This is a genomic window from Helicobacter cynogastricus (genome assembly GCF_900197855.1).
In the GTDB taxonomy this organism is placed as follows: Bacteria; Campylobacterota; Campylobacteria; order Campylobacterales; family Helicobacteraceae; genus Helicobacter; species Helicobacter cynogastricus.
The window spans coordinates 447,488-473,241 of record NZ_FZMQ01000005.1; the positions used below are offsets into that span (position 1 = coordinate 447,488).

Here is a 25,754-nt window from a genome sequence, read left to right on the forward strand (position 1 = left end):
ATGGCACGCAAAACTCCTTTAGAAAAAATTAGAAATATCGGGATTGCCGCCCATATTGATGCAGGCAAAACCACTACCTCTGAGCGCATTTTATTTTACACTGGGGTCAGCCATAAGATCGGTGAGGTACACGATGGTGCGGCCACAATGGACTGGATGGAACAAGAAAAAGAAAGAGGAATCACCATCACTTCAGCCGCTACCACCTGCTTTTGGCAGGATCACCAAATCAATTTGATCGACACTCCCGGGCATGTGGATTTCACTATTGAAGTAGAGCGCTCCATGCGTGTGCTCGATGGTGCGGTGGCGGTGTTTTGTTCAGTAGGGGGGGTACAACCCCAAAGTGAGACCGTGTGGCGGCAAGCGAATAAATATGGCGTGCCTCGTATCGTGTTTGTCAACAAGATGGATCGCATTGGGGCAAATTTTTACAATGTAGAAAATCAGATTAAAGAACGCCTAAAAGCTAACCCCATACCTATCAATATTCCCATTGGCGCGGAAGACACTTTTCAAGGCGTGATTGATTTGGTTGCCATGAAAGCTATCGTGTGGAATAACGAAGCAATGGGAGCTAAATACGATGTGCAAGATATCCCCTCAGACTTACAGGCCAAGGCTCAAGAATACCGCGACAAACTCTTAGAAGCAGTAGCTGAACAGGATGAAGCTCTGATGGAAAAATATTTGGGTGGGGAACCTTTAAGCGTAGAAGAGATTAAGCATGGGATTAAGGTCGGATGCTTGAACATGGCTCTTATTCCTATGCTCTGTGGTTCTTCTTTTAAAAACAAAGGCGTGCAAACCCTGCTAGATGCCGTCATTGACTATTTGCCTGCCCCTACAGAAGTGGCAGACATCAAGGGCGTAGATCCCAAAAACGAAGAAGAGCTCAAGGTACAATCTAGTGATGATGGTGATTTTGCCGGATTGGCTTTCAAAATCATGACCGACCCTTTTGTTGGACAACTCACTTTTGTGCGAGTGTATCGTGGAAAGCTCGAATCGGGGAGCTATATCTATAACTCCACTAAGGATAAAAAAGAGCGAGTAGGTCGTTTACTCAAAATGCACTCTAATAAACGCGAGGATATTAAGGAAGTCTACGCAGGCGAAATTTGCGCCTTTGTGGGACTCAAAGATACCTTAACGGGGGATACGCTCTGTCATGAAAAAAGCCCTGTGGTGTTGGAGCGCATGGAATTTCCAGAACCTGTGATTCACATCGCTGTTGAGCCCAAAACTAAGGCTGATCAAGAGAAAATGGGCGTGGCTTTGGGCAAGCTCGCCGAAGAAGACCCCAGCTTTAGAGTGATGACCCAAGAGGAAACCGGGCAGACTTTGATTGGGGGCATGGGCGAATTGCACTTAGAAATCATTGTAGATCGCCTCAAAAGAGAGTTCAAAGTCGAGGCAGAAGTGGGACAGCCTCAGGTGGCTTTCAGAGAAACCATTAGAAGCGAGGTGCAAAAAGAACACAAATACGCCAAACAATCTGGTGGGCGCGGGCAGTATGGACATGTCTTTATCAAGCTTGAGCCTAAAGAACCGGGCACTGGCTATGAATTTGTCAACCAAATTAGCGGAGGTGTGATCCCCAAAGAATATATTCCTGCAGTAGATAAGGGTATCCAAGAAGCAATGCAAAGCGGGGTATTGGCAGGTTATCCTGTGGTGGATTTTAAAGTTACTCTATATGATGGAAGTTACCACGAAGTGGACTCGTCAGAAATGGCCTTTAAAATTGCGGGTTCTATGGCCTTTAAGGAAGCCTGCAGGGCGGCTAACCCCGTGCTTTTAGAGCCGATGATGAAAGTTGAAGTCGAAGTGCCTGAAGAGTATATGGGTGATGTGATTGGGGATTTAAATCGCCGCAGAGGGCAAATTAATGCGATGGAAGATCGTCTAGGACTTAAGATCGTGAATGCCTTTGTGCCTCTAGTAGAAATGTTTGGTTACTCTACCGATCTGCGTTCAGCTACACAAGGGCGCGGGACTTATTCGATGGAATTTGACCACTATGGCGAAGTCCCTGCCAATATCGCTAAGGAAATTGTAGAAAAACGCAAGGGCTAGCAATGGTCTAGTCGCGCTTGTATGCGATCGCGTGCAGAATAGCGATCCGCTCAAGCTAACAAAACTAAGGAATACTTTATGCATTTTGGAGTAACGAGCAAAGAGAATCAAAGAGAATCAAAGAGAATCAAAGAGAATCAAAGAGAATCAAAGAGAATCAAAGAGAATCAAAGAGAATCAAAGAGAATCAAAGAGAATCAAAGAGAATCAAAGAGAATCAAAGAGAATCAAATTTAGCTCGCCCTGCGTCTTTCATGTGAGGGGGTTTTAATGCAAGCTACTCATCTCTTAGAGTGCATTGCACTTAAAAATCCCGTGCATGCTAAATATCTAGCTAAACTTAAGTTTGACTCTGAAGATATGCAAGAATTTAATGCCTTGTTAAGTTGCTATGCCCAAGAGGGTGTGAGTGAAGAGGATTTATGCGCTTCTTACTTGCTTTTACTAGAAGATGCATTAAAACAAACCCGTTATTTTCTGAAATATGGCACTTACCGCTACAGCCACCTAAAAGATGTAAAGGCACATGTCTATGATAATCCCCAATACATGCAAAAATATGTGCGAGGGATAGCGATCTCGAGCTATCTATGGCAACAACATATTGGAATTAGAAAGCATTTCAGTGCTTATATCGATCAAATATATGGGGGGGGGGGGGGGACTTACTTAGAAATTGGTCCCGGTCATGGTAGCCACTTTTTAAAAGCTCTTAAAAGCGGAAAGTTTGCTAAACTCACTGGAATCGATCTTTCCCCCACAAGCCTAGATTTAAGCCAAAGAATGGTCGCTTCTCAAGCTCCAGATTTGGTTAATCGTTGTGCATTTGTACATGCTGATTTTCTCAGCACAAATTTTAATCAAAAGGCCGATCTTATTGTAATGGGTGAGGTGCTCGAACATGTAGAAACTCCTCTGCTCTTCTTGGAACGCGCCAAAGATCTTTTAAACCCCCACGGGGAAGTATATGCAACCATCCCCATCAATGCACCCATGATCGATCATATCTATCTTTTTAAACATCCTCAAGAAGTTTTTGAACTGATTGCACAGGCAGGGCTACATGTGAAGGAGCATACCTATTTTATGGCCAATGATTACAGCTTAGAGAAAGCCCTACGATTCAAGAACGCTATTTTAATGGTGCTTGTGTTGAGAGCTTAGGCTAAATTCAAGCGCATGATGTTAAAATGCATCTATGCGTATTGACAAATTTTTAAATGCCACTAATATCACTAAGAGACGCGCGATCGCGCTGGACATGCTCAAGGAGGGCGTGGTTTCCTTAAATGGAACACCGGTTAAGCCTAGCAAAGAGGTTAAGATAGGGGATGTGATCGCGCTCACCTATTTAGATCATGTTAAATCTTATCGCGTGCTGGCTATCCCCACACTTAAAACCATTCCTAAAGCCCAAAGCCATTTGTTCGTGCAAGAACTAGAATAATCTCCCCTTGAAAGGTTTGTTATGCAAGATTATAAAGATAGTCTCATTCTCCCCCAAACTTCTTTTCCCATGAAAGCCAATGCCATTGCCAACGCCCCTAAGCTTTATGCGCGTTGGCGTGAACAAGGTGTTTATGATCATATGCTCCAAGCGCGCGCTAATGCACCCCAAAGTTTCATCTTGCATGATGGCCCGCCCTATGCTAACGGGCATTTGCACATTGGGCACGCGCTCAATAAAATCTTAAAAGATGTCATTGTCAAGCACCAATATTTTTTAGGTAAAAAAGTTGAATATGTGCCCGGGTGGGATTGCCATGGCTTGCCCATCGAACAGCAAGTAGAAAAGGACTATAAAGCCTCGCAGCATAAACTCCCTGCAGGAAAACGCCATAATTTAAGCCCGTTAGAATTTCGGGATCGTTGTTATGATCATGCCCAAAAATTCATCGGGGTACAAAGAGAGGAGTTTTTGCGCTTGGGGGTGGTGGGGGATTATGAAAAGCCCTATGAAACCTACAAATACGAGTTTGAGGCGAGCATTTATGAAATGCTCTGCATTGCCGCACAAAAGGGCTTACTCAAACAACGCTTTAAGCCCGTTTATTGGAGCTGGGCGTGCCAGAGCGCGCTGGCTGAAGCCGAAGTAGAGTATAAGGACAAGCAATCTGATTCGATCTTTGTGAGTTTCCCTCTGCAGGAAAAAAGTGTACAAAAGATCATTCAAGAGGCGCATTTTAGCACGCAGGAGAATCCTCAAGAATTTTCCTTAGTGATCTGGACGACCACCCCTTGGACTTTGGCTGCCAATGTAGGCATCGCGCTCAAGCCCAAAACCACTTATGCGATCACCTCTAAGGGGCATATCATCGCGCTAGAATTAGCCCAAAAACTGCTTGAACAGGGTATTTTAGAGGGGGAAATTGTGGGGAGCTGTCAGAGCGAGCTTTTAGAAAAAACCCTAGCGACCAACCCTTTAAACCAACGCGATTCGGTGGTGTTGCTAGGCGAGCATGTCAGCTTAGAAGAGGGGAGTGGGGCTGTGCACACCGCCCCCGGGCATGGTGAGGAAGACTATCATCTATGCCTACAATATGATTTAGAGGTCTTAGTGCCTGTAGATGATTATGGGCGTTACAATGAGGAAATCTTGCATAAAAAACTCTTGCCAGAGGAATTTTTAGGCCAGCATGTGCTCAAAATCCAGCCCAAAATTATCGAACTCTTGGGCGATTCTGTGTTGCACCATAGCACCATCACCCACTCCTACCCGCATTGTTGGCGCACGCATGAGCCCATTTTATACCGCGCCACCACGCAATGGTTTATCATGATGGATGTGCCCTTTTTACAACCTGATGGCAGTTCTAAAACCCTGCGCCAAGTCGCCCTAGAAGCGATTGAGGATGTCGCCTTTTACCCCAAACAAGGGAAAAACCGCCTTAGAGCTATGCTAGAGCAACGCCCGGATTGGTGCGTGAGCAGACAGCGCAACTGGGGCGTGCCTATGGCGTTTTTCTTAAATAAGCAAACCCAAGAGCCCCTACTAGAGGAAGTGCTCTTAAAGCATATCTATCACATCTTTAAAGAAAAGGGCTGTAATGCGTGGTGGGAGCAGAGTGTAGAGGAACTTTTGCCCGCACAGCTCAAACACCTAGCCCCCAATTTGGAGAAAAACACCCATATCTTAGATGTGTGGTTTGATAGCGGGAGCACCTTTAAGGCAGTGTGTGAGGAACGCTTGGGAGTCTATCCTAGCGATTTAGTCCTAGAGGGGAGCGATCAACACCGCGGGTGGTTTCAAAGCTCTCTGCTCTTGAGCTGTATCAAGCACTCCCGCGCGCCCTTTAAAGGCGTGCTAACCCATGGCTTTACTGTGGATGCTAAGGGGCATAAGATGAGCAAATCTAAGGGGAATGTCTTTTCTTTAGATGAGGTGCTCAACACTTATGGGAGTGATATTTTGCGCCTGTGGGTGGTGATGAATGATTATCAAGATAATTTGAGCGTTTCGCATGCCTTCTTTGCCCAAACCGCTGAAGGGTATAAAAAAGTGCGCAACACCCTACGCTTTTTGTTAGCCAACACAGCCGGGCTAGAGAGCTTAACCCCTCTGCAAGATTTAGGGCTAGTGGATCGCTGGATTTTAGCCCTAAGCTCTAAGGTCTTTGCCCAAGTGCAAGAACACTTTAAAGAATACGACTTTGTTAAGGGCTTGCAAAAACTCTTTGCCTTTATTGCCAATGATCTAAGCGGAATTTACATGGATATTTGCAAAGATAGCCTCTATTGCGATGCCAAAAATGACCCCTCTAGACGCGCCATTCAAACAACTATGTTGCACTTGGCCCATCATTTGAGCTTTGCGCTCGCCCCCATTCTCACCTACACCATTGAAGAGGTGTTAGAACATGCTAGTCCTCTCTTTAAAGAGGTGGCTTTAGCAGGGGGTGGGGTCTTTGATCTCAAAATGCCTTTCTTGTTAGAAGGAGCGCAAGCTCAAAGCGTGCTTGATCAATTTGAACGCCCCTTAGAGTTGCGCGCGCGCTTTAGTGAGGCGTTGGATGGGCTTAAAAAAGACAAGAGCGTAAAAACCTCTTTGGAAGTGCAAATCTACTTGAAAGACCCTAAGGATTTGGAGTTTACCCATTACGATCAATGGCTCATGGTGAGCGCGCTCAACGCATGGGAGGGGAGCGCATCAGAGGTGTTATTTGAAAATCAAGATTTTGTTTTAGCGCGCGCCTCTTTAGAGAAATGCCCGCGTTGTTGGCGCTTTTTAGCCCCTAAAGAGGGTCTTTGTGGGCGTTGTAAAGAAGTCTTGCATGCTTGAAAATTTAAGCCATTTGGGGAGCAAAACCAGTTACCCCACCACCTACAGCCCCCATCTGCTAGAAGCCTTTGACAACCCCCACCCGGGGCAGGACATTTTTACCGCCCTAGAGAGTGTAGAATTTACCAGCCTGTGCCCCATCACCGCCCAGCCGGATTTTGCGCGCGTGCGTATCGCCTATATCGCGCATTTGAAAATGGTAGAGAGTAAATCACTCAAGCTCTATCTCTTTAGTTTCCGCAATGAAGGGGTTTTTGGGGAGGATTGCGTGGGCAAGATTTTAAACGATTTAGTCGCCCTCCTAGAGCCCAAATATCTAGAAGTGCAAGCCCATTTTAGCGCGCGCGGAGGAATCACGATCACCCCCTTTGCCAACTACGCCACTCCTGATTATGCGGACTTCAAGCACCAAAGGTTGCTCAAAATTTAAAAGAGTGCTCAAAGAGATATTTAGAATTTGTGGGCGCGCTTTGGGCGCGCTTTTTTGGGTGGTGAGCGTTGCCTTTGCCCAACCTTCTAAAGAGTTGGTCCAAGGTATGCAAGCCGTGCGCGCGCTTACGGTGCGCATGTATGAGGAGGATTTGATCAAGGATTTTACAGGATTTGAGGATTGCAAAGACCCTTATTTTTACAGAGATGCGATGGAGAGGCATGCCGCCTTGTTTTTCTCCTTGAGTTTGGATTTTATGGATAAGATTCCCTTGCTCCAAGCCCTCCAGCCAAAAACTCCCCAAGATAGAGAGTTTTTAAGGGTTTTTAAAGCCTATGAGTCCTTTCAACTCTTTGCGATCCTGCGTAGCTATATTCCCTCCGATTTTGATTGCTCTGATGTCTCACCTCCCCTTGCCTTTGATGCCACCCAAGTAACCCAAGACTTTTTAGAGGTCTTAAATTTGTTGTTTGCTCCCCTGCTCCAAGCCCGCAAGGAAAATTCAAATCTATGGGATACCCTAAAAAGCCAAACGATGGGCGTGGAAAAAGACGATTTAAACGCGCTCACCGGGCGCATTAACGCAACCCTAGAGGACATGCCAGACGAGCAAAAGCATGATCCTAGCATCCAACTCTTTTTGCACACCTTTAAATAGCTAAACTGGTATGAGGGGACACTTGCAGATTATGAAGAAGAGTCCTCTAAGAAGTTTGTTAAAGCATTTTTGGCGTGGATTTAGAGCAACAACCTGCCACGCTTTTAAATGCCTATTATAACTCAAGGCTTAAGGTCCTTTGGCAAGACACACGAGTGCATTTGCCCTAAGGAGTTTTGATGCGTTCTTTAATGTGGATTTGTTTATTGTGCTTTAGTTGGGTTGGCTTGGCGGATGCAAAGCCTTCAAAAAAGTCAGATAAGTCCTTTGAGGCGTGGTATAAATCCTTTTTCCCCCCGCAGGCATGGCAAGATCAGATGCAAGCCTTGAAATTGGAGATGATTGATAAAGATGTTGTCTATACGCGCCTGCTTTTGGATCGCAGTGTAGCTAAGGAAACACGCCAAAAACGCCTCCAAGCTTTTGAAAAGCAAAGGGCGCAAGATTTTTACACCAAAGCTTGGCCTCTGTTGGATATTTTCCCTATTTTTAAAGATCACAAGCTCCCCGCACACATCCATAAGATCTTTAAAAACATCGCTCTGCTCTTGTTTTGGGAGTATTTGGAGGACACCCGCTTAACTAACCTAGACTACGATCCGGACGACTCTGTATATCCCAACCCACTTGACCCCTACTTTTTCCTCAAAAACACCCTCCTTCCCTTTTTCTTCTCCCCTCTGCTTGCCTCTCAACTAGACCCCCTAGCCTATGTCCAAAGTCTGCCCTCTCTTGAGCAAACTTGCGCACAGGGCAAATGCGCCTATGTCAAGGATTTAACAAGCGCGATGGGGGTTTTTCACTGGCTTTATTTTATCGATGCTTATAATGAATTTGCGACTTCTCCTATCTCAAGGGAGGTTTGGGGTCTTGTGCATTCCGTTCCTCTGCGCGATAATCTCAAGAGCGCGTGGTATCTAGTTCAGATCTCTAAAAAGCACAATCCCTTTTTAGAAGAGATTTTAAAGCGCGATCTCAACACCTTCTTAGAAGCGTTTAAAAATTATGCTCTGCTTAGGGGTTTGTTCTACCTACACAACACCCAGTTTTATATCCAAGGGTCATTTCAGGATTACTACCCGAATTTTGCCCAATATCTTGGCGGTCATGGGAATATCAAAGCCTATAAAAGCGCGCGCACACGCATTTTAAATCAACCCCAACTCTGTTTGCTCCCCAAATATCTAAGTAGAAAAGCTAAACAGGCTTGTTTGGTGGTTTTGAAAAGTCCGCCTAAAAGCGTGCTTGACTCTTTGCGCACTCTCTTGAAACAAATGCGTCTTTTGAGTGTGGATGATGTCCCCTGTTTGTATTTAAACCCACAAGGTGGAATCCAACATTTCAAATCCAAAAGCGCGATTTGTAGGGCTTTGAGCGCGCTGAAACTCCATTAAAGTGCCACATAGTCTACTTCTCTGGGGCGTTGGTGTTGGAGCACGAGATTTTTAGACTTGGTAACCCCCTCAGAAGTGCCAATAACCAATAATTTAGCCTCGCTAGCCACAATGGTATCGCCCTCTGGCATGGGAATATAACGCCCATCCTTTTGAATAATTCCAATGACAAAGATTTTAGCAATCTCTCTGAAATGCGCTTCTTTGAGTTTGCGTTGCACGAGCCAACTCTCTTTGGGCACAATCACCTCTTCTAAGTCTAGCAAGGTGTCTTTCTTGTAAATGAAGTTTTCTAGGATATTTTCCATATCCGGGCGAATTGCCATCGCGCTCACCCGTTGCGCCATTAATTTAGTGGGCGAAACCACGCTATCTGCGCCTAATTTTTTGAGTTTTTCCAAATCCTCATCATTATGTGCACTAGCAATGATGTAATAAGGTTTGCGCCCCAATTCTTTTTCTAGCAGACGCACATTAGCGATTAGGGCAATATTAACAGAAAAGGTTTTAGAAAAAGTAACCACGCCTTTAGCACTGCTCAAATTGGTTTTAAGCATGCTCAAATTGGTATGGGGATCGCCTACAATGTAATAAGGGTATTTGTGTTTGATTGCTTGCTCTTCAAATTCCGGATCGTCATCTACCACCACAAAGGGAATCTGAGCGTTTCTAAACTGCTTGGCAAGCTCAATTGTGTATTCGTTATGATAACAGATCACATAGTGCTTTGTGAGGCGTGCAATTTTATAAATCATCTTTTTCTCCCGTATGAGTTTGGCTAAGACTCCCTTATTGATCACCCCAATAAGTACAGCGACCGTGAAAGTCATCAACGCTTCCCCACAAAACATAATAAGGACGCTTAAAAAAATACTCCAAGTACCAAATTTGCTTTCGTTTAATGCCCCAAAACCCGTAGCTGTAAATGTGTAAGATGTCTGGAAAAAAGCCTGCATAAGAGAATAATTTTCCAGAAATAAATAGCCCAAAGTGCCCAAGAGAATAAAAAGCTGAATGAGCACCAAAGGCAAGGCGAAAAGTTTAAAATGAGAGTAAATCTCCGCGTTGATTTGGCGGGTGGCACTCTCCTTAGGGGGAGTTTTTTTGAAGAATGCCTTAAAGTTAAACATTGTCCTTGCGGACTATTGACTCTTGCGCATAGTCCTTAAAGTAGAAGCAGCTACACGGATTTTTTGTTTAGTGCCATCTTCTAGGGTGATGCGAATCGTGCGTAAATTGGGCAACAAACGCCTCTTATTCTTGTTGTTGGCATGACTAACATGATTGCCTACCATAGGGCCTTTTAAGGTAAGATCGCATTTACGCGCCATAGGTTCTCCTTTCAGATAAAAGCGCACATTATAGCTTAATATGCGCTTTTTTGGCTTAAATTAGTGAGTGCTAGACTTAGTGGGCTTGCTAGACTTAGCTTCTGTATCTTTCTCCATAATGCCCTCAGGTTTGGGGGTGTTGTTGGTAATGATGGGTAATTGGGGGTAAGTGATGCTAGGTTTTTTGCCTGTGAGAGCACCAAAGAATATAGCAATTTTTTGCGCATCGCTATCACTGATTTGGATTCCTAGCTGTACTGCACCCATCTCTTTGATCGCATCTTTAACATCCCAATATTGCCCATTGTGGAAATAAGGCATGGTTTCTAAAATATTACGCAAAGTAGGTACCTTGACCATGCCATTCTCATCACCCTTGAAATCCCCCACATTGGCAAACTTATAAGGAGCAGCCACTTGGAAGGGTTGCATCGTGCCTCCCAAATTAATTCCATTATGACAACCCGAACATCCTTTATCTAAAAAGAGGGCCAAACCTTCTTGTTCTTTAGGACTCAATGCCTTGACATTACCGCGTAAAAAGTCATCAAAACGGCTAGGGGTGTTGAGCGTGGCTTCAAACATGGCAATAGTATCTGTGATCAAGTTAAGATCGATCTTGACATTGTTGCCATAAGCGCGCTTAAAGGCTTTGACATAACCGGGCATGGAATTAATCTTAGCTTCTACAACCTTAGGATCGGCATTCATCTCTACTGGGTTGCTAATTGGACCCTTAGCCTGATCATCTAGGTGTGCTGCACGCCCATCCCAAAACTGCACCGCGTTAAACACGGAGTTATACACCGTGGGAGAATTTAAGAAATGTGGGTTAGGCTTCCAACCCTCTCCTACAGCTCGCGATACCATGTCTACACCCGCCATACCTAAATTGTGGCATGTATTACAAGAAATGAGATAAGAAGTAGAGATTCTAGGATCTAAATAGAGCATCTTCCCTAATTCAATTTGAGCCTTAGTGAGCACAGGACCTTTATAAGAGAGACCCAAGTCGCGCACTCTATCTTTGAGATACTTGTCTAAAACCTTGCCTGTTGGCATGGGCATAAGATTAGCATCAAGAGCTTTTTTAATCAATTCCTGCGCAGTCATGGTATGATGGGTTTGTTTGGCATAAAGGGTAGCGCACAAGCTAATAGACACCAAAGATACCTTCAACAAACTTTTTATGGTGATTGACAAGACATATTCCTTATAAAATGGTTTAGATGAGAAAATTATACGCCAAGAATCTTAAAATAGTTCAATGCGTATCAAAATAGCGTTGGATTCTTTGAGGATCATGGGTTTGACTCAAAGCGAGCATCAAGAGCACCCTAGCCTTTTGTGGATTGAGATTATCGCTAGTTACAAAGCCGTATTTAGAATCATTGATCTCTCCGGGGTTGGTAACAAACCCACTTCCCACACGGCTAGATCGCACCACCACCACGCCCTTTTTAACCGCATTAGCCAGTGCTTCCAACACCGAGGGGTAAAGATTGCCATTGCCCATCCCAGCACTCACAATGCCTTTAGCCCCATGTTCAAGCGCGTTTTGTACGAAGTCTGCGTGATCATTGGCATGGCTATAAACAATATCCACGCGAGGCAAGCTATGAATTTGGGCAATATCAAACGCACTCTCTAGAGTATGTTTGCGTAAAGGTTGCATGTAAAAACGCACATGCCCATAGAGCACTTGGCCTAGGGGTCCGCTATTGAGCGATTTAAAAGTGCTCACTCCTGTCGTGTGGGTTTTGCTCACTTCTCTAGCAGCATGAATGCTATCATCCATCAAAACCAATACTCCCTTGCCTTTAGATTGCGGATTGCTAGCTAGCGCGATAGCGTTGTAAAGATTAAGCGGTCCATCTGCGCTTAAAGAATCCGCGTTGCGCATAGCACCCACCATCACAATAGGTTTATGACTTTTGATCACGAGATTCAGAAAATAGGCAGTTTCTTCCATCGTGTCCGTGCCATGTGTGATCACCACTCCATCTACCTCTTTTTTAGAAAGGAGGGCTTGCACGCGCTTAGCCAGCTTAAGCCAAACCTCATTATTCATCTCTTGAGATCCGATGTTGCTTATCTGTTCAGCTTTAAGGTTGGCTAACTCTTTAGCCTGTGGGATAGTACCAACAAGAGTATCCACACCTAACGATCCAGACTTATAGGCACTACTAAGCGCGCTAGAAGCACTTCCAGCGATTGTCCCCCCTGTAGCCAGTACATACAAATTAGGTTTAGCGACCATCCAACACACTCCAAAAATAATTAAAAATAAAAATCTATCTAACATATCAGAAAAGATTCAATCCTTCAGTAATAGAAGGGTGTGTGTAAATCATATCTTTGAGCGCGCTAAAGCTTAAATGGTGATTTATGGCTAGACTAAAGAGGTTGATCACCTCATAAGAGAGAGCGCAATGCAAGCTAGCTCCAAGCACTCTCTGCTGTGCATTGTCCTCTACAAGCACCTGCAAACGCCCCGTAGTATTCTCTATCACTCTAGCTCCTGGCATAGCAGCACTCTCTAGGGTTTTAACCAACACTTTTTTGCCTGATTTCTCAATATCTTTAGCACGCATACCCACATGGCTATAGGGGGTTTCTATGTAGAGCACTTCGGGTAGAACGCCGCGATTTTTTGTAGAGCGAGATTTATCTCCATAAAGATGTTGAGAAACAATCCTAAAATCATCCAAGCTAACATAGGTGGTAAACATGTCTCCCCCCTTTACATCTCCGACTGCATAGATATTACCCTCATGTTCAGCATTAGCGACAAGAAATTCATTGGTCAAAATTTCCTTATGTGTGCCTAATTTTAAGCCTGCTTTTTCTAGTTGCAACCCTGCTGTATCAGGCACACGCCCTATGGCTAATAAAAAAGCGTCCGCCTCCAAAGAAAGTTTTTCTTGTGTCTTAGTGTCTGTGTAGTGGACTTGGTGCTCAACAATGCTATCCACGCTAGCGTTATAGATGACTTGAATCCCCTTGCTTGTCAGAGAATCTAAGATACTCTTTTGAAAAAGAGTGTCCTCCTTGGGCAAAAAGGTATCTCCGCGCAGTAAAACACTCACTTGGGTAATATTTTTCTGTCCCATGCGCCCAAAAAGATTAAACATACTTGCAAATTCTAGGCCAATATAACCCCCACCCACTACGACCAAATGCGAAGGCAATTTGTCAAGTTGCATCAAAGAAGTGCTATCATAGACGCATTTAGACTCGATAGGAATAGATGGAGTGGTAGGGATAGAACCGGTGTTGATTACGATTGTGCGTGCACTCACCTCTTTACAGCTATCCTCATGATAAATCATCAATGTATGAGAGTCTTTAAAACTTGCTTGGCCTTCTAATAGCGTAACTCCTGCTCCAACAAGGGCTTGATAGTTTTTTTCTCGCAATAAGGTTACTAGCTTATTTTTTTCTTCGATGCTTTCTTTGTAGCCTGAGGTACCTTTCTTGTGCGTTGCCAAGCTTAAAAGAGCTTTAGAGGGAATACAACCAATATTAATGCAAGTCCCCCCATACATGTCTTTAGATTGTTCGATAAGCGCAACTTTCTGACCCTTTTTAGCTGCCATAGCCGCTAAAGTTTTCCCTGCCTTGCCAAAACCAATGACTGCCAAATCATACTCATAACTCATATGTATCCTCCATTAAATTAGAATTGTCGATGCGAATTATAGCAAATAGCTAACCCTCTCCAAAAGCAATCTTTAAAATTGTGAATAAATATTAAATAATAACATCCAAAACATGAGGTTCTAAGAACCCTTCAAGCTCTTCTGTATTCTCCAGCGCGCGATCCAACGCGCTGTCGCTATAATAATGGCCATGATAGCAGTGGCGTTTATCCCCATTGAGACAACGGCGATCTGCTTGAGATTGTTCTTGCTGAAATTGCTGTTGTTGAGAGGGAGACTCCTCTTTGTCTCTATGTACCGCCTTATTCTTTTCAAGGGCTCGTGTTTCTTGTATAGCTTGCAATCTCTCAATAAATTCCTTTTGACTCTCTTGATCGAGTTTTGGTAGGGCATTTTGATAGACAATCGACCCAAAGGGCGCGTTCTGATTAATATGAGTAAGATTGCCCGTAAAAGAAGACATGCTGCCTCCTTGCTTTTACCCATATAGATCGGCCTTTTGGTCATTTTCTTGCGCGCACTACATTCCAAAAAAGACTTCAAGCGGATAAGTTTTATCTATAGCTTTAAGTTCCAAATAAGCATTGATGACCATAAATTCATCTTTAGGGTGGCTATTCAAGCGTTCTCTAGCCTGTTCAATCATTTCCAAATCAAGCAGGATATAGAGAAAGCTTTTTTCAGCACGCTCATCTTTAGTTGCCAATGCTTCAAAGAATTTAAAACGCGCATCGGGAGCAAGAATGGCCTTAGATTGTTTGGCTAGTTGCAGATAATCCTTTCCTTCATAGCCTACCAAAGTGCACAGATGTACCATCTCCTCTTGGTTCAGTGTAGTTTTGTCGTGCCAATAGGCATCCAGTAAATGATTTAAAACTTCTTTATCTAAGAGATGTTGCGCGCCTTTGAGTGCTTTGGATAAATCCTTGCTCGATCCTCGCTGAATAATGGCAATAAGCGCGGTGCGCTTGATTTCAGGACCTAAATCTTCTCTTTTGAGAAAATCCTGAGCGCATTTGAGGTCTTGATGGATTTGATTTTGTAAATTATGAAAATAGAAGGGATTTTGGCGAGCAAAGTCATATTTATGTAGGTCCACAGCCCGATCCTCGTTAATATCTTGGTAGTAGGTAAAGAGGCGATCGACTTTCTCATACCCGCTCTCAGGGCTACCAGGATCTGCATGGAGATTAAAACGACTAAGAATCTTAGATAAAGTCGCAAAAGTAGGGTTATGGTAGTGAGACTTAGTAAAAGTGTCTTTAGTGTCCTGCTCTATAATCTGTTGCACCAACTTGTCCATATCGCGCCGCTCATGGTAACGGGTAAATAAACCCATCATATTGCCATAAAGAACAAAAAGCAAAGTAAACCCAAAAAAAAGCAACACTACCCCCACAACCCAAAAAGCAATGGGCAAATCCAAAGTGCTTGTAGAGATAGAGATAGTAAAATAGCCCGGGGCGATGCCATGCACATACCAACCCAGCACAATGAAGAATAGTATCGAGAAGGCCGTATAATAGCGTAATTTCATAACTTCCTCCAAAATGTCCATTATAGCTTAAAGTAGCTAATAGCCCTATTTATGGTAAGGGTGATTGTGTAAAAGAGAAAGCCCTCTAAAGATTTGTTCACACAGCACCAGTTTAGCAATCTCATGGCTTAGAGTGAGCGCGCTCAAACTCAGGGGTTGACAATGCCTTAAAAACGCCTCTTCAAAGCCAAAAGCCCCGCCGATGAAAAAATGAATGCGTGCATGTGTACTTAATAACTGGCTAAACTTTTGGCTACTACAGCTCTTGCCCGCAGGGTGCAAGGCTAAAAGTAGAGCAGAGGGCTTAAGATAGGGGCTTAGGGTTTTGGTGTAACTGGCTGGGTTGTTGTGCTTGCTAGGGTTAAGATCGGTAAGATTGAGTTGTGCACCAAATTGCTGGCATTGGCGTTGGTAATGCGCCACAAGCGGGGCGATTTGGGGATTGGGCTTAGCAATAGCATAAATGTGGTAGGTCATGCATGCGTGAGCATACCCACCAGATCGCTAATGCTCTTTTTAAGGTCTTTGCGTTGGATAATCATATCAATCAAGCCATGTTCTAGGAGGAATTCTGCGCTCTGAAAGCCTTGTGGGAGTTCTGTACCAATGGTTTGCTTGATCACGCGCGCGCCAGCAAAACCGATCATAGCCCCGGGTTCAGCGATGATAAGATCGCCTAAAAAAGCAAAAGAGGCACTCACACCCCCAAAGGTGGGGTCTGTAAGCAAAGAAATAAAGGGCAATTTGGCTTCTGAAAGCTTGTTAAGTGCAGCACTGGTTTTGGCCATTTGCATGAGTGAATAGGTGGATTCTTGCATGCGTGCCCCCCCACTAGCTGAAACGATTAACAAAGCTTGGCGTTTTTGCACGGCGCGATTGATCGCACGCACAATCTTTTCTCCCTCCACAGAGCCCAAAGAGCCCCCCATAAAGGCAAAATCAAAGATCACAATTTGCATTCTAATTTCGTTGACTTCACCTTCTCCGCTAATAACCGAGCTGGGCCGCCCTGTTTTAGCCTGGTATTTCTTAACGCGTTGTTTATAACTCTCCTTGTCTACAAAGTTGAGTGGGTCTACTGGTTGTAATTCTTTATCAAACTCCACAAAGGTCCCTGGGTCGCAGAGAAAATCAATGCGATCCTCAGCACTCATGCGGAAATGATAATGACATTTCAAGCAAACATGGTGCTTGGCAAACACTTCTTTATAGTACATAAGTGCGTTGCACTGCGGGCATTTGATCCAATGACTGGGCATGTCTTTTTCAGAAGATTGCACTCTGTTCTTCTTAAGACTCTTGAGGAAATCGGCAAATCCCATGCAACAACCTTTTTGAAAAATTGATTTGATGAAAATAACCGGGTGATTTTAGCACATTTAGTCTTGACAAAGACTTGTAAATAGTGTAGTATTTGCTTTTTTGCAAATGACCCGTTAGCTCAGCAGGTAGAGCAATTCCCTTTTAAGGAATGGGCCGCTGGTTCGAATCCAGCACGGGTCACCAAAAGGCTCCTTCATCTAGCGGTTAGGATACCACCCTTTCACGGTGGTTACAGGGGTTCAAATCCCCTAGGAGTCACCACCGGTCGCTTAGCTCAGTTGGTAGAGCGCCACCCTTACAAGGTGGATGTCATAAGTTCGAGTCTTATAGCGACCACCATGGAGCGGTAGTTCAGCTGGTTAGAATACCTGCCTGTCACGCAGGGGGTCGCGGGTTCAAGTCCCGTCCGTTCCGCCACTTCCCCAAACTTTTAATTTTGTTTTCATCGACCCCTTCATCTAGTGGCCAAGGATACCACTCTTTCAAGGTGGAAACGGAAGTTCAAATCCTCCAGGGGTCGCCATTAGCGCGGACATTCTAAATAGAGTTCAAAGGTTGCCTTATTGCGCAACTCGCGTTTAAAGTCTAAGTTAATGCTGATCTCCTTGCTATGCGCAAAGGTGTCAATCAGTTGCTTGCTAATTACAATGCGACAATCTGTTGTATTGAATTTGTAGGGAATTTTTTGAATGCCCTCAATCTCAAAACGAGTCGGCGTATAAGGCTTAAGAGAATAGCGTTGGTAGGCCGTGTTGATCTTGGCCTCTTTTTCTGGCTTTTGGGTGTATTTATAGGTTTTAAGTTTCCCTTCTACATTGGTGATTTGTGTAGAAGAATTGTTCAAGGCAAAAATTTGCGTTTGTCTCTTAGTCAAAAAATCTTCACCCTGCATGAATTTTTGCAATTTAAACGAATAAATTTCTAGGAAAAGATGATTATTAGATTCGCTCACACCAACTTCCTGTCCATTCAAAGGATAGTAATTTTCTTGCGAAAAAATCACTTTTTTAGGGGCTTCTTTTTTGATACTGACGAGTTGAATATGGGGTTGCGGACTGGGAGTCGCATTGTATTGGGAGGCTTGGTTTTGGGAATTTTGGTTATTGTCGGGTTGTTCCCAACACCCGGCTACACCCAGTGTCAAGGCAATATAGGCTATGGAAATTGTATAGAACTTGCACGCACAAAATGCCCTCAACACTTCTCTCATTAAAAAACCCTTCTTAAGTTTTAAAGTTTATAATAGGCTATGATGTCTTAATTATAGAGGGTTTAGTAAAACTTCATGCTTAAAGAGAAATTTAGGGATATAGGCTTGGAATGCGTGTAATCGCCCTTATGGGTCGCCCTAATGTGGGCAAAAGCTCCCTCTTTAATTGCTTAGTTAGAGGTAGGCAGGCTATCACTTCCACAATCGCTGGCACGACTAGAGACATTAGGCAGGGTATAGTTTCCTTAGGGGGACGCTATGTACAGCTATTGGATACTGGAGGCCTTGATCCCGGTCATGTTTTGGGGACACAAATTACCAAACATAGCCTAGAGATCGTTCAAAAATGCGATCTTGTGCTCTATGTGGTAGATGGTAAACAAATCCCTTTAGATGAAGACAAAAACTATTTTTATCAGATATGCCAAAGGGTACAAAACTGCTTTCTCATCGTTAATAAAATAGACAATGATCAAGAGGCAAGGGAAGCTTATAGTTTTGCAAATTTTGGGGCCAAAGCAATGTTCTTTGTTTCTGCAAGCCATCAAAAAGGCCTTCAACCCCTCATACAGACCATTATCTCTAAGTTAGGTCTCCAAGAGAGTTCTACACAAGAGATACCTCCCTCTGTATCTGCGATTCAAGTGGGTATTATTGGGCGTGTAAATGTGGGCAAGAGTTCGTTATTAAACGCGTTAGTGCAACAGGAACGCGCTTTAGTTTCAGAAGTAGCCGGTACAACTATAGACCCCGTAGATCAATACATTACACATCATAGTCAAGAAATTTGTTTTGTGGACACAGCAGGTTTACGCCAAAGAAGCAAAATTCAGGGGCTAGAAAAATACGCTCTAGATCGCACAACTAAGGTGCTTGAACAATCTCAAATTGCGATCTTGGTCTTAGATGTGAGTGCCCCCTTTGTAGACCTAGATGAAAAGATCGCTGCTTTAGTGGATAAACATCGCTTGGGTGTCGTGGTTGTATTCAATAAGTGGGACATCAGACATGCTAATTTTGAGGCAATCATGGAGAATTTTAAACACAAGTTTAAGTTTTTACACTATGCACCCACGATCACAGCTAGTGCGTTAGACAAGCGGCATATTGAGAAAATTAAGGACAAAATCCTAGAAGTGTACGCACATTTTTGCAAACGCATCCCCACCAGCACACTTAATCAAGTCATTGCAGAGGCTACTCAAAAACACCCTTTGCCTAGCGATCACGGCAAGATTGTGCGCATTTACTATGGTACACAATTTGCCTCCTGCCCACCTCAAATCGCTTTAGTGATGAATCGTCCAAAAGCATTGCACTTTAGCTATAAACGCTATTTGATAAATGTGTTACGCCAAAAATTTGGATTTTTAGGCACACCAATTATCCTAAGTACACGGGACAAGAAAAGTCAATGAGTTTAATGCCTCATTTTCAGGATTTTTTAACCGCTAGCCATGTTGATGAGACGCATATTTTCCCTGCCCTTGCGTGCAACAAAGAAGAGGCGCAGATATTGCGCCATTTGCTTAAAGAATACCTCAAGGGACAGGTTGAGGTAGAAGTTAGGCAAATTTTAGAAAAAAATGTAGCCTCTATGTCTGAAATCTTAGAGGGCAAGGTTACAGACTCTTTAAATGCTATGTTGATCTCTCTTGAACATATCAAGCGACTCGTAAGTTTAGAATGGGTACAAGAAAAGCGAATCAGAACTCAAGAGTTCTCGTTGTTGGAGCTTGTAGATAGTTGCTTAAGCCTCAGCCCTGCTTTTTTTAAACTCCTTGAAAAAGGGCATAATGAGGAAGTGCCTGTAAATACAAATCCCTATGAAGATCATTTAGAGTATCTAAACGATTGGTTTTCTCTTATCGATCTTTTATATAAATTTCAACGGCAAAAAGATTCTTGTGTAAAAAAACATGTCCATGCACAAATCCAGTGTTTAAACCAACAAATAAGCACCCGCCTAGAGAGCACACCCCACCCTTTTGAAATACAAAAGTTCTTGCACAAATACCATCTTAAACATGCCGAGCAGATTCTCTTTTTTGCCTTGCTCAAGAATGCCTATACAGAAGATTATACACGGATTGATGAGGGTTGCGACTTTAAAAGTCTTATCAATTTGCCATGTGTGGATACGCCGATAGACACCTCTCTTTTAAGTCCCAAAGCCCCTCTGCTTCAAAAAGGAATTATAGATTTTGAAGAAGTACTAGACCCTTTTAGTCAGAGTGTAGTGAGACAAATGGTGAGACAATATTTTTTACAAGATTGGGTTTTAGACGCGATCTCAGTGCCTAATTCTCACCCCAAAAGTGGAAATACTTTAAAAAATATTCTTAAAGACAGCGACATTTTTGAGGCCTTAGAACCTAAATTAGGTTTAGAGGATGTGGTCCTAAGTCAAAAAACTAGGGAGACATTGGAGATTTTATGTAGGCAAATCGATCCCAAACTGCAAGCACGGCTACGGAGTTGGGGAATCATTAAAGAAGCGCGTGTAGATGCTAGAATTATCTTTTATGGCCCTCCGGGGACGGGTAAAACCATAAGCGCGCTCGCTTTAGCCAAAAGTCTTAAAAAAGAAGTGCTCTGCTTTGACTGCTCTAAAATTCTCTCCATGTATGTAGGCGAATCTGAAAAGAATGTACGCAGAATTTTTGATGATTACTATAAAATTGCCAAACAATGCAAAACCCCTCCCATTTTGTTTTTAGATGAAGCTGATCAATTCTTGAGTAGCCGTACCACAGCGACTAGCGGGGCAGATAAAATGCACAACCAAATGCAAAATATTTTTTTGCACCAGATTGAAAAATTTGAAGGGGTTTTAATCGCTACCACAAATTTATTAGAGACCCTAGACACCGCTTTTTCACGCCGCTTCAACCACAAAATCGAATTTAAACCCCCTACTTTTGCACAGCGAGTCCAGCTTTGGCAACAATATTTACCCGCGCATGCCCCTTATGCGGGAGGACATACTCCAGAAAGCCTAGCCAATACCCTAGCACGCCATTCTCTAAGCGGGGGGCAAATTGCCCTTGTGGTTAAAAACACTGCTTGCAAAGTAGCAACTTATCCACATCCGACTTTCACCCTAGAGGATTTTTTAGCAGAAATCCACAAAGAGAGACAGGGGAATTTTGAGGGGGCTAAAAATATCGGATTTGGTGTTTAACACTCTTCAAAAACTTTTAAAGGATTATTGTGAAGTTCACTATTGCTAAAACAGAATTAGAGACTGCGCTCAAAGACCTCATCGCCTTCACCAACAAAAAAGACATGGCTAATATCACCTCTCATGTCTGCATTGAAGCTAAATCAGACATCCTAGTTTTTCAGGCCAATGATTTGGAAATGGGGCTATGCTTGACTTTAAATATTCCCGCCCAAGAACCCGGTAGCGCGGTTCTTAACGCCAAATATTTGTTAGATATCATTTCTAAGCTGGAAAAGGGGGATTTGCTCTTGGAGAGTCAAGAAAACTTTATACATGTCCACTTTAAACGATCTAAATTTAAATTGCCTCTCTTAGATAAGGAACATTTTCCTTCATTCCCCGCTTACAATCAACTTCGCGCTATACATTTTGAGGATTCCACTCTGAGCGACTACTTCAAAAAGCTCTCTCAAGTTATTACAACGAATGCCTCTAAATATGAATTCTCGGGCGTGCTTTTAGCCCTCCAAGAAAATTTGGAGCTTGTGGCTACAGATACTAGAAGGCTCTCTGTCGTGCAGATGGAGATTGAGGGAGAGATTAGCACAGATAGACAAGAATTAATTCTCCCAAAACGAGCAATGCTTGAAGTTGCCAAACTTTTTAGAGGGGATTTTGAAATGTGCTATGATGAAAATGTAATCTTCTTTAAAAACGCTTCTATGGTATTGTTTGCCAAACTCATCAGTGGCAAATATCCGCATTACCAAAATATTATACCCTCTACATTTGCCCACCAATTGGAATGTAATACTCAAGATTTCAAAGACGCGATCAACATCACACAGGCACTAGGAGCTACAACTAAAATTATTTTCCGTCCCGACAAGATTGAATTTGAAACCTTGCAGACAGAAAGCCCTAGTTTCGCTTCTACTTTTATAGAAGCGACCACCCCCCTAGATGGCTTTGTCATCCATGCTCAAGCACGCCACCTATTAGATGCTCTGAGTGCCCTCTCCACCCCTACTTTTGATTTTTGTCTTGGCGTTGAGAATCAACCTTTTGTGATTCAAAAGGACGGCTTCATCACCGTGGTCATGCCCGTAGCAGTGTAATTTCCCCTCCTTTTCCCCTCCATTTTGTGCCTACTTCAAAGTTAACACCTTGATAGTGTTGGCTACTGGGAAAGCGCGCACAAAGATAATGTTATTTGTATCGCTACAAACTTGATTAGCACTTGGCGCGCTTTTACCCGCACAAGTTACAAATTTAAAGGGCTTGGATGCGCCATCGATCACAAGACTAAAATCAGTACCATTATTCACGCGTCCAGCGTAAATAGTGTTGGGAAAGACATTTGAGCTACGAGTATCCGCCGCCGTAGTGGCTTTATTAAGCATGGCTAGACCAACCCCTGCAGCTTGCATGGCTAAACCAGCACTTCCACCCACAGCTGCACCTCCACCTACCAAGCCTGCTTCTGCGCCAGTTTTTAAGATCGCCGAAGTGATAGCGCGAGCTTTAATAGCAGGTAAAGTGGTTTGATACTCTTTCTGCACTATGGCGTTAAAGTGGGAGAGAACTTCCAAATTTTCCGCCTTGCCACTAGCACTAATTTGAAAAGTTTTATGGAAATCTTTACCCGGCTTTAAGAGAGGTAGGGCGAAATTAAATTCTGTAATCTTATACTCTTCTAAAGTGGGTTGCATTCCATCTTCAACAATCACCCAAGTCATCTTTTTGGGCGAGTGGCTTTCAAAATGTTTAATGTCTTGGGCAAGGAGCGGGATTTGGCTTATTCCATAGGCTTCTTTGAGATCGTCAATTCCCTTATTATCTCCATTGGTGGCGTAAAATAATCCAGCGACATAGCTCACCATAGGATTAATAAAGCCATCATAGGCCTTAAATTTCTCAAGACTAGAGTATCTTTTACTCAACTCCTGATCTAAACCTTTCATAGAATTTTCCATGCCTTTTGCCTTATTGCCATCTTTCTTTTTAGCCTTTTCCATATCGGCATTGACCTTGGCAATTTGCTTCGCATAGGCTTCTTTGATACGGCGTTGGCGATCTACAGCGCGGTTAAACTCTACACGAGCTTCATTAAATTTATCCATAAAAGCATAATCTAGTGCCATGTAGTAGTTGGTGAGAGTCCACTCATACATATGCCCCTCATAAGGCACATTGGTCGCGCTCCCAAAGGTCGCCGCACCCACTTTTGCTAAACCTTTTTCCATGTTCTTCCAACTCGTATCAAAGGTTTTATTTGCCTTATCTAAGGCATTCAACGAATCTTTATAATTACCTGCCATAAAGGCATTGACCCCATTTTCTAAATTCCACAAAGAGGCATCCCTTTGCTTCTTGTCTTTGGCGACCAATTCCTTAGACAATACATCGGCTTTTTGGTGCTGTTGTGCATAATAGTTTTGGCGGAATTTGTCCAAATCCGCCCCACTCTTATGGGCACAACCCAAAAACACCAAGCCACAGGTAGATACAAACAACAGACTTTTACAGCTATAGCGCATTCACAACTTCCTAAAACTAAAAGATTAGAATCGAATTCTACAGCATACCAACCTGCATTTTCGCTTAATACCTAAATCTCAACGACTCGAGCAACTTAAGCTAAAAACTTAAATTATCTTGCTAGAATGTTAGGTTTACAAGATCGACTTTTAAGGATACAGATGTCTAGGACACTTTCCATCATCAAGCCCGATGGGGTGCAAAAGCGCATCATCGGCAAAATCATCACGCGTTTTGAAGAGGCAGGTTTAGAGGTGGTGCGCATCAAACGCCTCAAACTAACTCCAGAGCAAGCGCATGACTTTTACGCTGTGCACAAAGAACGCCCGTTTTTCAAGGACTTAATGGCTTTTATGACCAGCGGAGAGGTGGTTGTGATGGTGTTAGAGGGCGAGAACGCAGTAGAAAAGAATCGTGAGTTAATGGGGGCTACAGATCCAAAAGTGGCTAAACCGGGCACTATCCGCGCTGATTTTGCAGATAATATTGATGCCAATGTTGTGCATGGAAGTGATAGTACTGAAAACGCCCAAAAAGAGATTGCCTTTTTCTTCGCCTAGGTCATGAAGCTAGAAATGCGCAAAATTAGTGCTAGCCCTAAACCCATCCGCGTAGAAGCGGAGGGTTTGTGCTTGGAGGGGGAGTTGTGGCGCGTGGATAGCAAATTGTTTTTGTTGGAAGGAAAATTGTGTGGAGAGATGGAGGTGGCATGCGCTTCTAGTGGAGTGCTTTTTAATAAAACCATCTCTCAAAAAATTCTCTTTTGCTTTTCAGATGGTATTTATCAAGGCACGCAAAGACAGCAATACATTGGTGGGCGGCTTGTGGATACTATGGACATTGTAGAAAGCTTGGATGGTTGCATTGATTTGAATGCTTTGTTGCTTGCAGAAGCGCAATCCATCCATAGCGATTACCATTACAAAGATCAAATAAATTCATAAAGGATAAATTATGGCAGTTCCTGATAGACGCGTGAGCAAAACAAGAGGCAGAAAAAGACGCACGCATTACAGCGTGAAGTTGGCTATGCCCGTTAAAACTAAAGATGGAAGTTGGAAGTTGCCTCATTTTACCAATAAATTCACGGGCACTTACAAATAACGCTAGGTTGGCGCGATGAAAATTGTTATTGATATGATGGGAGCAGACCAGGGGGTTTTGCCCATCATTGAAGGGGTTTCTCAGGCACTCAGCACCAAAACCTTTAAAGCGGTCATGGTAGGTGATGCACAAAAAGCTAAGACTTTTATTTCCAAAGACCTCGCTCCCAAAGTTGAGATCATTGACTGCCCGGATTATATCCGCATGGAAGAACATGCCACCGATGCACTCAAACGCAAGAAGTCCTCTATTTTTGTGGGAATGGATATTCTTAAAAATGGGGCGGATGCATTGGTTTCAGCCGGACATAGCGGGGCAACAATGGGGTTAGCCACCCTTAAAATTGGACGCATTAAAGGGGTTAGTCGCCCTGCACTCTGCACTCTAATGCCTTCCATTAAAGACCGAGCAAGCTTGTGCCTAGATGTGGGCGCAAATACGGATTGTCGGGCAGAATATCTCTTAGACTTTGCCATCATGGGTTACCAGTACGCTAAAAGTGTGTTAGGGTATGAAAATCCCACTATCGGACTTCTCTCCAATGGCGAAGAGGATAGTAAGGGAAACCTCATTACTAAAGAGGCTTTTAGGCTCATTAGTGAATACCCTCTTTTTGGCGATCACTCGACCAGCACGCCTATTTTTAAGGGTAATGTGGAGGGTAATGATATTTTTGATAATACCGTGGATGTTGTTGTCTGTGATGGCTTTGTAGGTAATGTGGTGTTAAAAACTATTGAGGGAACAGCTAGTGCGATTGGCTCTGTGTTCAAAAATGAAATCCGCCATAGCTTTGGGGCAAAGCTAGGGGCTATGCTCCTTAAAGGTGCTTTTGACACTCTCAAGCAAAAGACAGACTATGCTGAATATGGGGGCGCGCCCCTCTTGGGTGTAAGCAAGGCTGTGATTATTAGTCATGGCAAGAGCAATGCCCGCGCCATTGAATGCGCTATTTATCAAGCCATTAAGGCTAAAGAAAGTGGCGTGTGTGAGAAAATGATGCAAGCTTTTGATTACAAGGGCGCGCCATCATCTTAAAA

General features: G+C 43.5%; 25 protein-coding genes and 5 tRNA genes. 19 read left to right on the plus strand and 11 right to left on the minus strand.

Annotation, left to right across the window (positions count from 1 at the left end; all coding sequences use genetic code 11):
• The 7 genes from fusA to C6H00_RS03585 all read left to right on the plus strand — a co-directional run bounded on the left by fusA (position 1) and on the right by C6H00_RS03585 (position 8,840).
• Entirely contained in the window at positions 1-2,079 is a 2,079-nt protein-coding gene (fusA, locus tag C6H00_RS03555; protein ID WP_104749642.1) for an elongation factor G, read from the plus strand.
• Between the two features lie 270 nt (positions 2,080-2,349).
• Positions 2,350-3,243: a class I SAM-dependent methyltransferase gene (locus C6H00_RS03560; protein ID WP_104749643.1), complete on the plus strand. Its 894-nt coding sequence runs from the start codon at positions 2,350-2,352 to the stop codon at positions 3,241-3,243.
• 34 nt (positions 3,244-3,277) lie between these two features.
• Entirely contained in the window at positions 3,278-3,526 is a 249-nt protein-coding gene (locus C6H00_RS03565; RefSeq protein ID WP_104749644.1) for an RNA-binding S4 domain-containing protein, read from the plus strand.
• A gap of 21 nt (positions 3,527-3,547) precedes the next feature.
• On the plus strand, positions 3,548-6,358 hold the full coding sequence (ileS, locus tag C6H00_RS03570) for an isoleucine--tRNA ligase (RefSeq protein ID WP_104749645.1): 2,811 nt from the start codon (positions 3,548-3,550) through the stop codon (positions 6,356-6,358).
• Complete coding sequence (gene queF, locus C6H00_RS03575) at positions 6,351-6,788, plus strand: preQ(1) synthase (RefSeq protein WP_199769158.1); 438 nt, start codon at positions 6,351-6,353, stop codon at positions 6,786-6,788. Before ileS ends, queF begins: the two co-directional genes overlap by 8 nt.
• A 4-nt stretch (positions 6,789-6,792) precedes the next feature.
• A complete protein-coding gene (locus tag C6H00_RS03580; protein ID WP_104749646.1) occupies positions 6,793-7,446 on the plus strand; it encodes a hypothetical protein in 654 nt (217 codons plus the stop codon).
• Between the two features lie 179 nt (positions 7,447-7,625).
• Positions 7,626-8,840, plus strand: coding sequence for a hypothetical protein (locus C6H00_RS03585; protein ID WP_104749647.1), 1,215 nt, complete (start codon positions 7,626-7,628; stop codon positions 8,838-8,840).
• On the opposite strand, the gene C6H00_RS03590 is transcribed toward C6H00_RS03585, so the two are convergent.
• The 9 genes from C6H00_RS03590 to accD form a co-directional block, all read right to left on the minus strand.
• Positions 8,837-9,970: a potassium channel family protein gene (locus tag C6H00_RS03590; protein ID WP_104749648.1), complete on the minus strand. Its 1,134-nt coding sequence runs from the start codon at positions 9,968-9,970 to the stop codon at positions 8,837-8,839. The genes C6H00_RS03585 and C6H00_RS03590 overlap by 4 nt on opposite strands.
• Positions 9,971-9,982: 12 nt before the next feature.
• Positions 9,983-10,171 carry a 50S ribosomal protein L28 gene (gene rpmB / locus C6H00_RS03595; RefSeq protein WP_104749649.1) on the minus strand — a complete coding sequence of 63 codons (189 nt, stop codon included), beginning with the start codon at positions 10,169-10,171 and terminating at the stop codon, positions 9,983-9,985.
• Between the two features lie 60 nt (positions 10,172-10,231).
• A complete protein-coding gene (locus tag C6H00_RS03600) occupies positions 10,232-11,284 on the minus strand; it encodes a cytochrome-c peroxidase (protein ID WP_233704407.1) in 1,053 nt (350 codons plus the stop codon).
• A gap of 151 nt (positions 11,285-11,435) precedes the next feature.
• Positions 11,436-12,431 (minus strand): type II asparaginase, encoded by a 996-nt coding sequence (locus tag C6H00_RS03605; RefSeq protein WP_199769181.1) that lies wholly within the window; start codon positions 12,429-12,431, stop codon positions 11,436-11,438.
• Between the two features lie 46 nt (positions 12,432-12,477).
• Complete coding sequence (locus tag C6H00_RS03610) at positions 12,478-13,833, minus strand: FAD-dependent oxidoreductase (RefSeq protein WP_104749651.1); 1,356 nt, start codon at positions 13,831-13,833, stop codon at positions 12,478-12,480.
• A 91-nt stretch (positions 13,834-13,924) separates the two neighbouring features.
• Positions 13,925-14,296, minus strand: a complete 372-nt coding sequence (locus C6H00_RS03615; RefSeq protein WP_104749652.1) for a hypothetical protein — start codon at positions 14,294-14,296, stop codon at positions 13,925-13,927.
• 57 nt (positions 14,297-14,353) lie between these two features.
• Positions 14,354-15,391 carry a hypothetical protein gene (locus C6H00_RS03620; RefSeq protein WP_233704392.1) on the minus strand — a complete coding sequence of 346 codons (1,038 nt, stop codon included), beginning with the start codon at positions 15,389-15,391 and terminating at the stop codon, positions 14,354-14,356.
• Between the two features lie 24 nt (positions 15,392-15,415).
• Positions 15,416-15,847 (minus strand): 23S rRNA (pseudouridine(1915)-N(3))-methyltransferase RlmH, encoded by a 432-nt coding sequence (locus C6H00_RS03625; RefSeq protein WP_104749654.1) that lies wholly within the window; start codon positions 15,845-15,847, stop codon positions 15,416-15,418.
• Positions 15,844-16,692 carry an acetyl-CoA carboxylase, carboxyltransferase subunit beta gene (accD, locus tag C6H00_RS03630; RefSeq protein WP_104749655.1) on the minus strand — a complete coding sequence of 283 codons (849 nt, stop codon included), beginning with the start codon at positions 16,690-16,692 and terminating at the stop codon, positions 15,844-15,846. Before accD ends, C6H00_RS03625 begins: the two co-directional genes overlap by 4 nt.
• Positions 16,693-16,800: 108 nt before the next feature.
• Here accD and C6H00_RS03635 point away from each other — a divergent pair.
• From C6H00_RS03635 to C6H00_RS03655, 5 genes are all read left to right on the plus strand, one after another.
• Positions 16,801-16,876 (plus strand) — tRNA-Lys (locus C6H00_RS03635).
• A 3-nt stretch (positions 16,877-16,879) separates the two neighbouring features.
• A tRNA-Glu gene (locus C6H00_RS03640) sits at positions 16,880-16,954 on the plus strand.
• Between the two features lie 2 nt (positions 16,955-16,956).
• Positions 16,957-17,032: transfer RNA gene (locus C6H00_RS03645), tRNA-Val, on the plus strand.
• 1 nt (position 17,033) lies between these two features.
• Positions 17,034-17,110: transfer RNA gene (locus C6H00_RS03650), tRNA-Asp, on the plus strand.
• Between the two features lie 30 nt (positions 17,111-17,140).
• Positions 17,141-17,216 (plus strand) — tRNA-Glu (locus C6H00_RS03655).
• Here the strand turns inward: C6H00_RS03655 and C6H00_RS03660 are convergent.
• On the minus strand, positions 17,217-17,903 hold the full coding sequence (locus tag C6H00_RS03660) for a cell surface protein (RefSeq protein WP_104749656.1): 687 nt from the start codon (positions 17,901-17,903) through the stop codon (positions 17,217-17,219).
• A 110-nt stretch (positions 17,904-18,013) separates the two neighbouring features.
• Between C6H00_RS03660 and der the strand changes: the two genes are divergently transcribed.
• The 3 genes from der to dnaN are packed head-to-tail and all read left to right on the plus strand — an operon-like array spanning position 18,014 to position 22,187.
• Entirely contained in the window at positions 18,014-19,321 is a 1,308-nt protein-coding gene (gene der, locus C6H00_RS03665; RefSeq protein ID WP_104749657.1) for a ribosome biogenesis GTPase Der, read from the plus strand.
• A complete protein-coding gene (locus tag C6H00_RS03670; RefSeq protein WP_104749658.1) occupies positions 19,318-21,087 on the plus strand; it encodes an ATP-binding protein in 1,770 nt (589 codons plus the stop codon). The genes der and C6H00_RS03670 overlap by 4 nt, the downstream gene beginning before the upstream one ends.
• Positions 21,088-21,116: 29 nt before the next feature.
• Complete coding sequence (dnaN, locus tag C6H00_RS03675; protein WP_104749659.1) at positions 21,117-22,187, plus strand: DNA polymerase III subunit beta; 1,071 nt, start codon at positions 21,117-21,119, stop codon at positions 22,185-22,187.
• A gap of 30 nt (positions 22,188-22,217) precedes the next feature.
• Here dnaN and C6H00_RS08755 read toward each other — a convergent pair whose 3' ends face one another.
• The gene (locus tag C6H00_RS08755) at positions 22,218-23,609 is read right to left on the minus strand and encodes a hypothetical protein (RefSeq protein WP_233704393.1); all 1,392 of its coding nucleotides are present in this window, start codon (positions 23,607-23,609) and stop codon (positions 22,218-22,220) included.
• Between the two features lie 162 nt (positions 23,610-23,771).
• Between C6H00_RS08755 and ndk the strand changes: the two genes are divergently transcribed.
• From ndk to plsX, 4 genes are read left to right on the plus strand one after another with little or no spacing between them, the layout of a single operon-like run.
• On the plus strand, positions 23,772-24,170 hold the full coding sequence (ndk, locus tag C6H00_RS03685) for a nucleoside-diphosphate kinase (RefSeq protein WP_104749660.1): 399 nt from the start codon (positions 23,772-23,774) through the stop codon (positions 24,168-24,170).
• Between the two features lie 15 nt (positions 24,171-24,185).
• Complete coding sequence (locus C6H00_RS03690) at positions 24,186-24,554, plus strand: hypothetical protein (protein WP_233704394.1); 369 nt, start codon at positions 24,186-24,188, stop codon at positions 24,552-24,554.
• Between the two features lie 10 nt (positions 24,555-24,564).
• Positions 24,565-24,714 (plus strand): 50S ribosomal protein L32, encoded by a 150-nt coding sequence (gene rpmF, locus C6H00_RS03695; RefSeq protein WP_013468782.1) that lies wholly within the window; start codon positions 24,565-24,567, stop codon positions 24,712-24,714.
• Positions 24,715-24,729: 15 nt separating this feature from the next.
• Positions 24,730-25,752 (plus strand): phosphate acyltransferase PlsX, encoded by a 1,023-nt coding sequence (gene plsX, locus C6H00_RS03700; RefSeq protein ID WP_104749662.1) that lies wholly within the window; start codon positions 24,730-24,732, stop codon positions 25,750-25,752.
• The last annotated feature ends 2 nt before the right edge of the window (positions 25,753-25,754 follow it).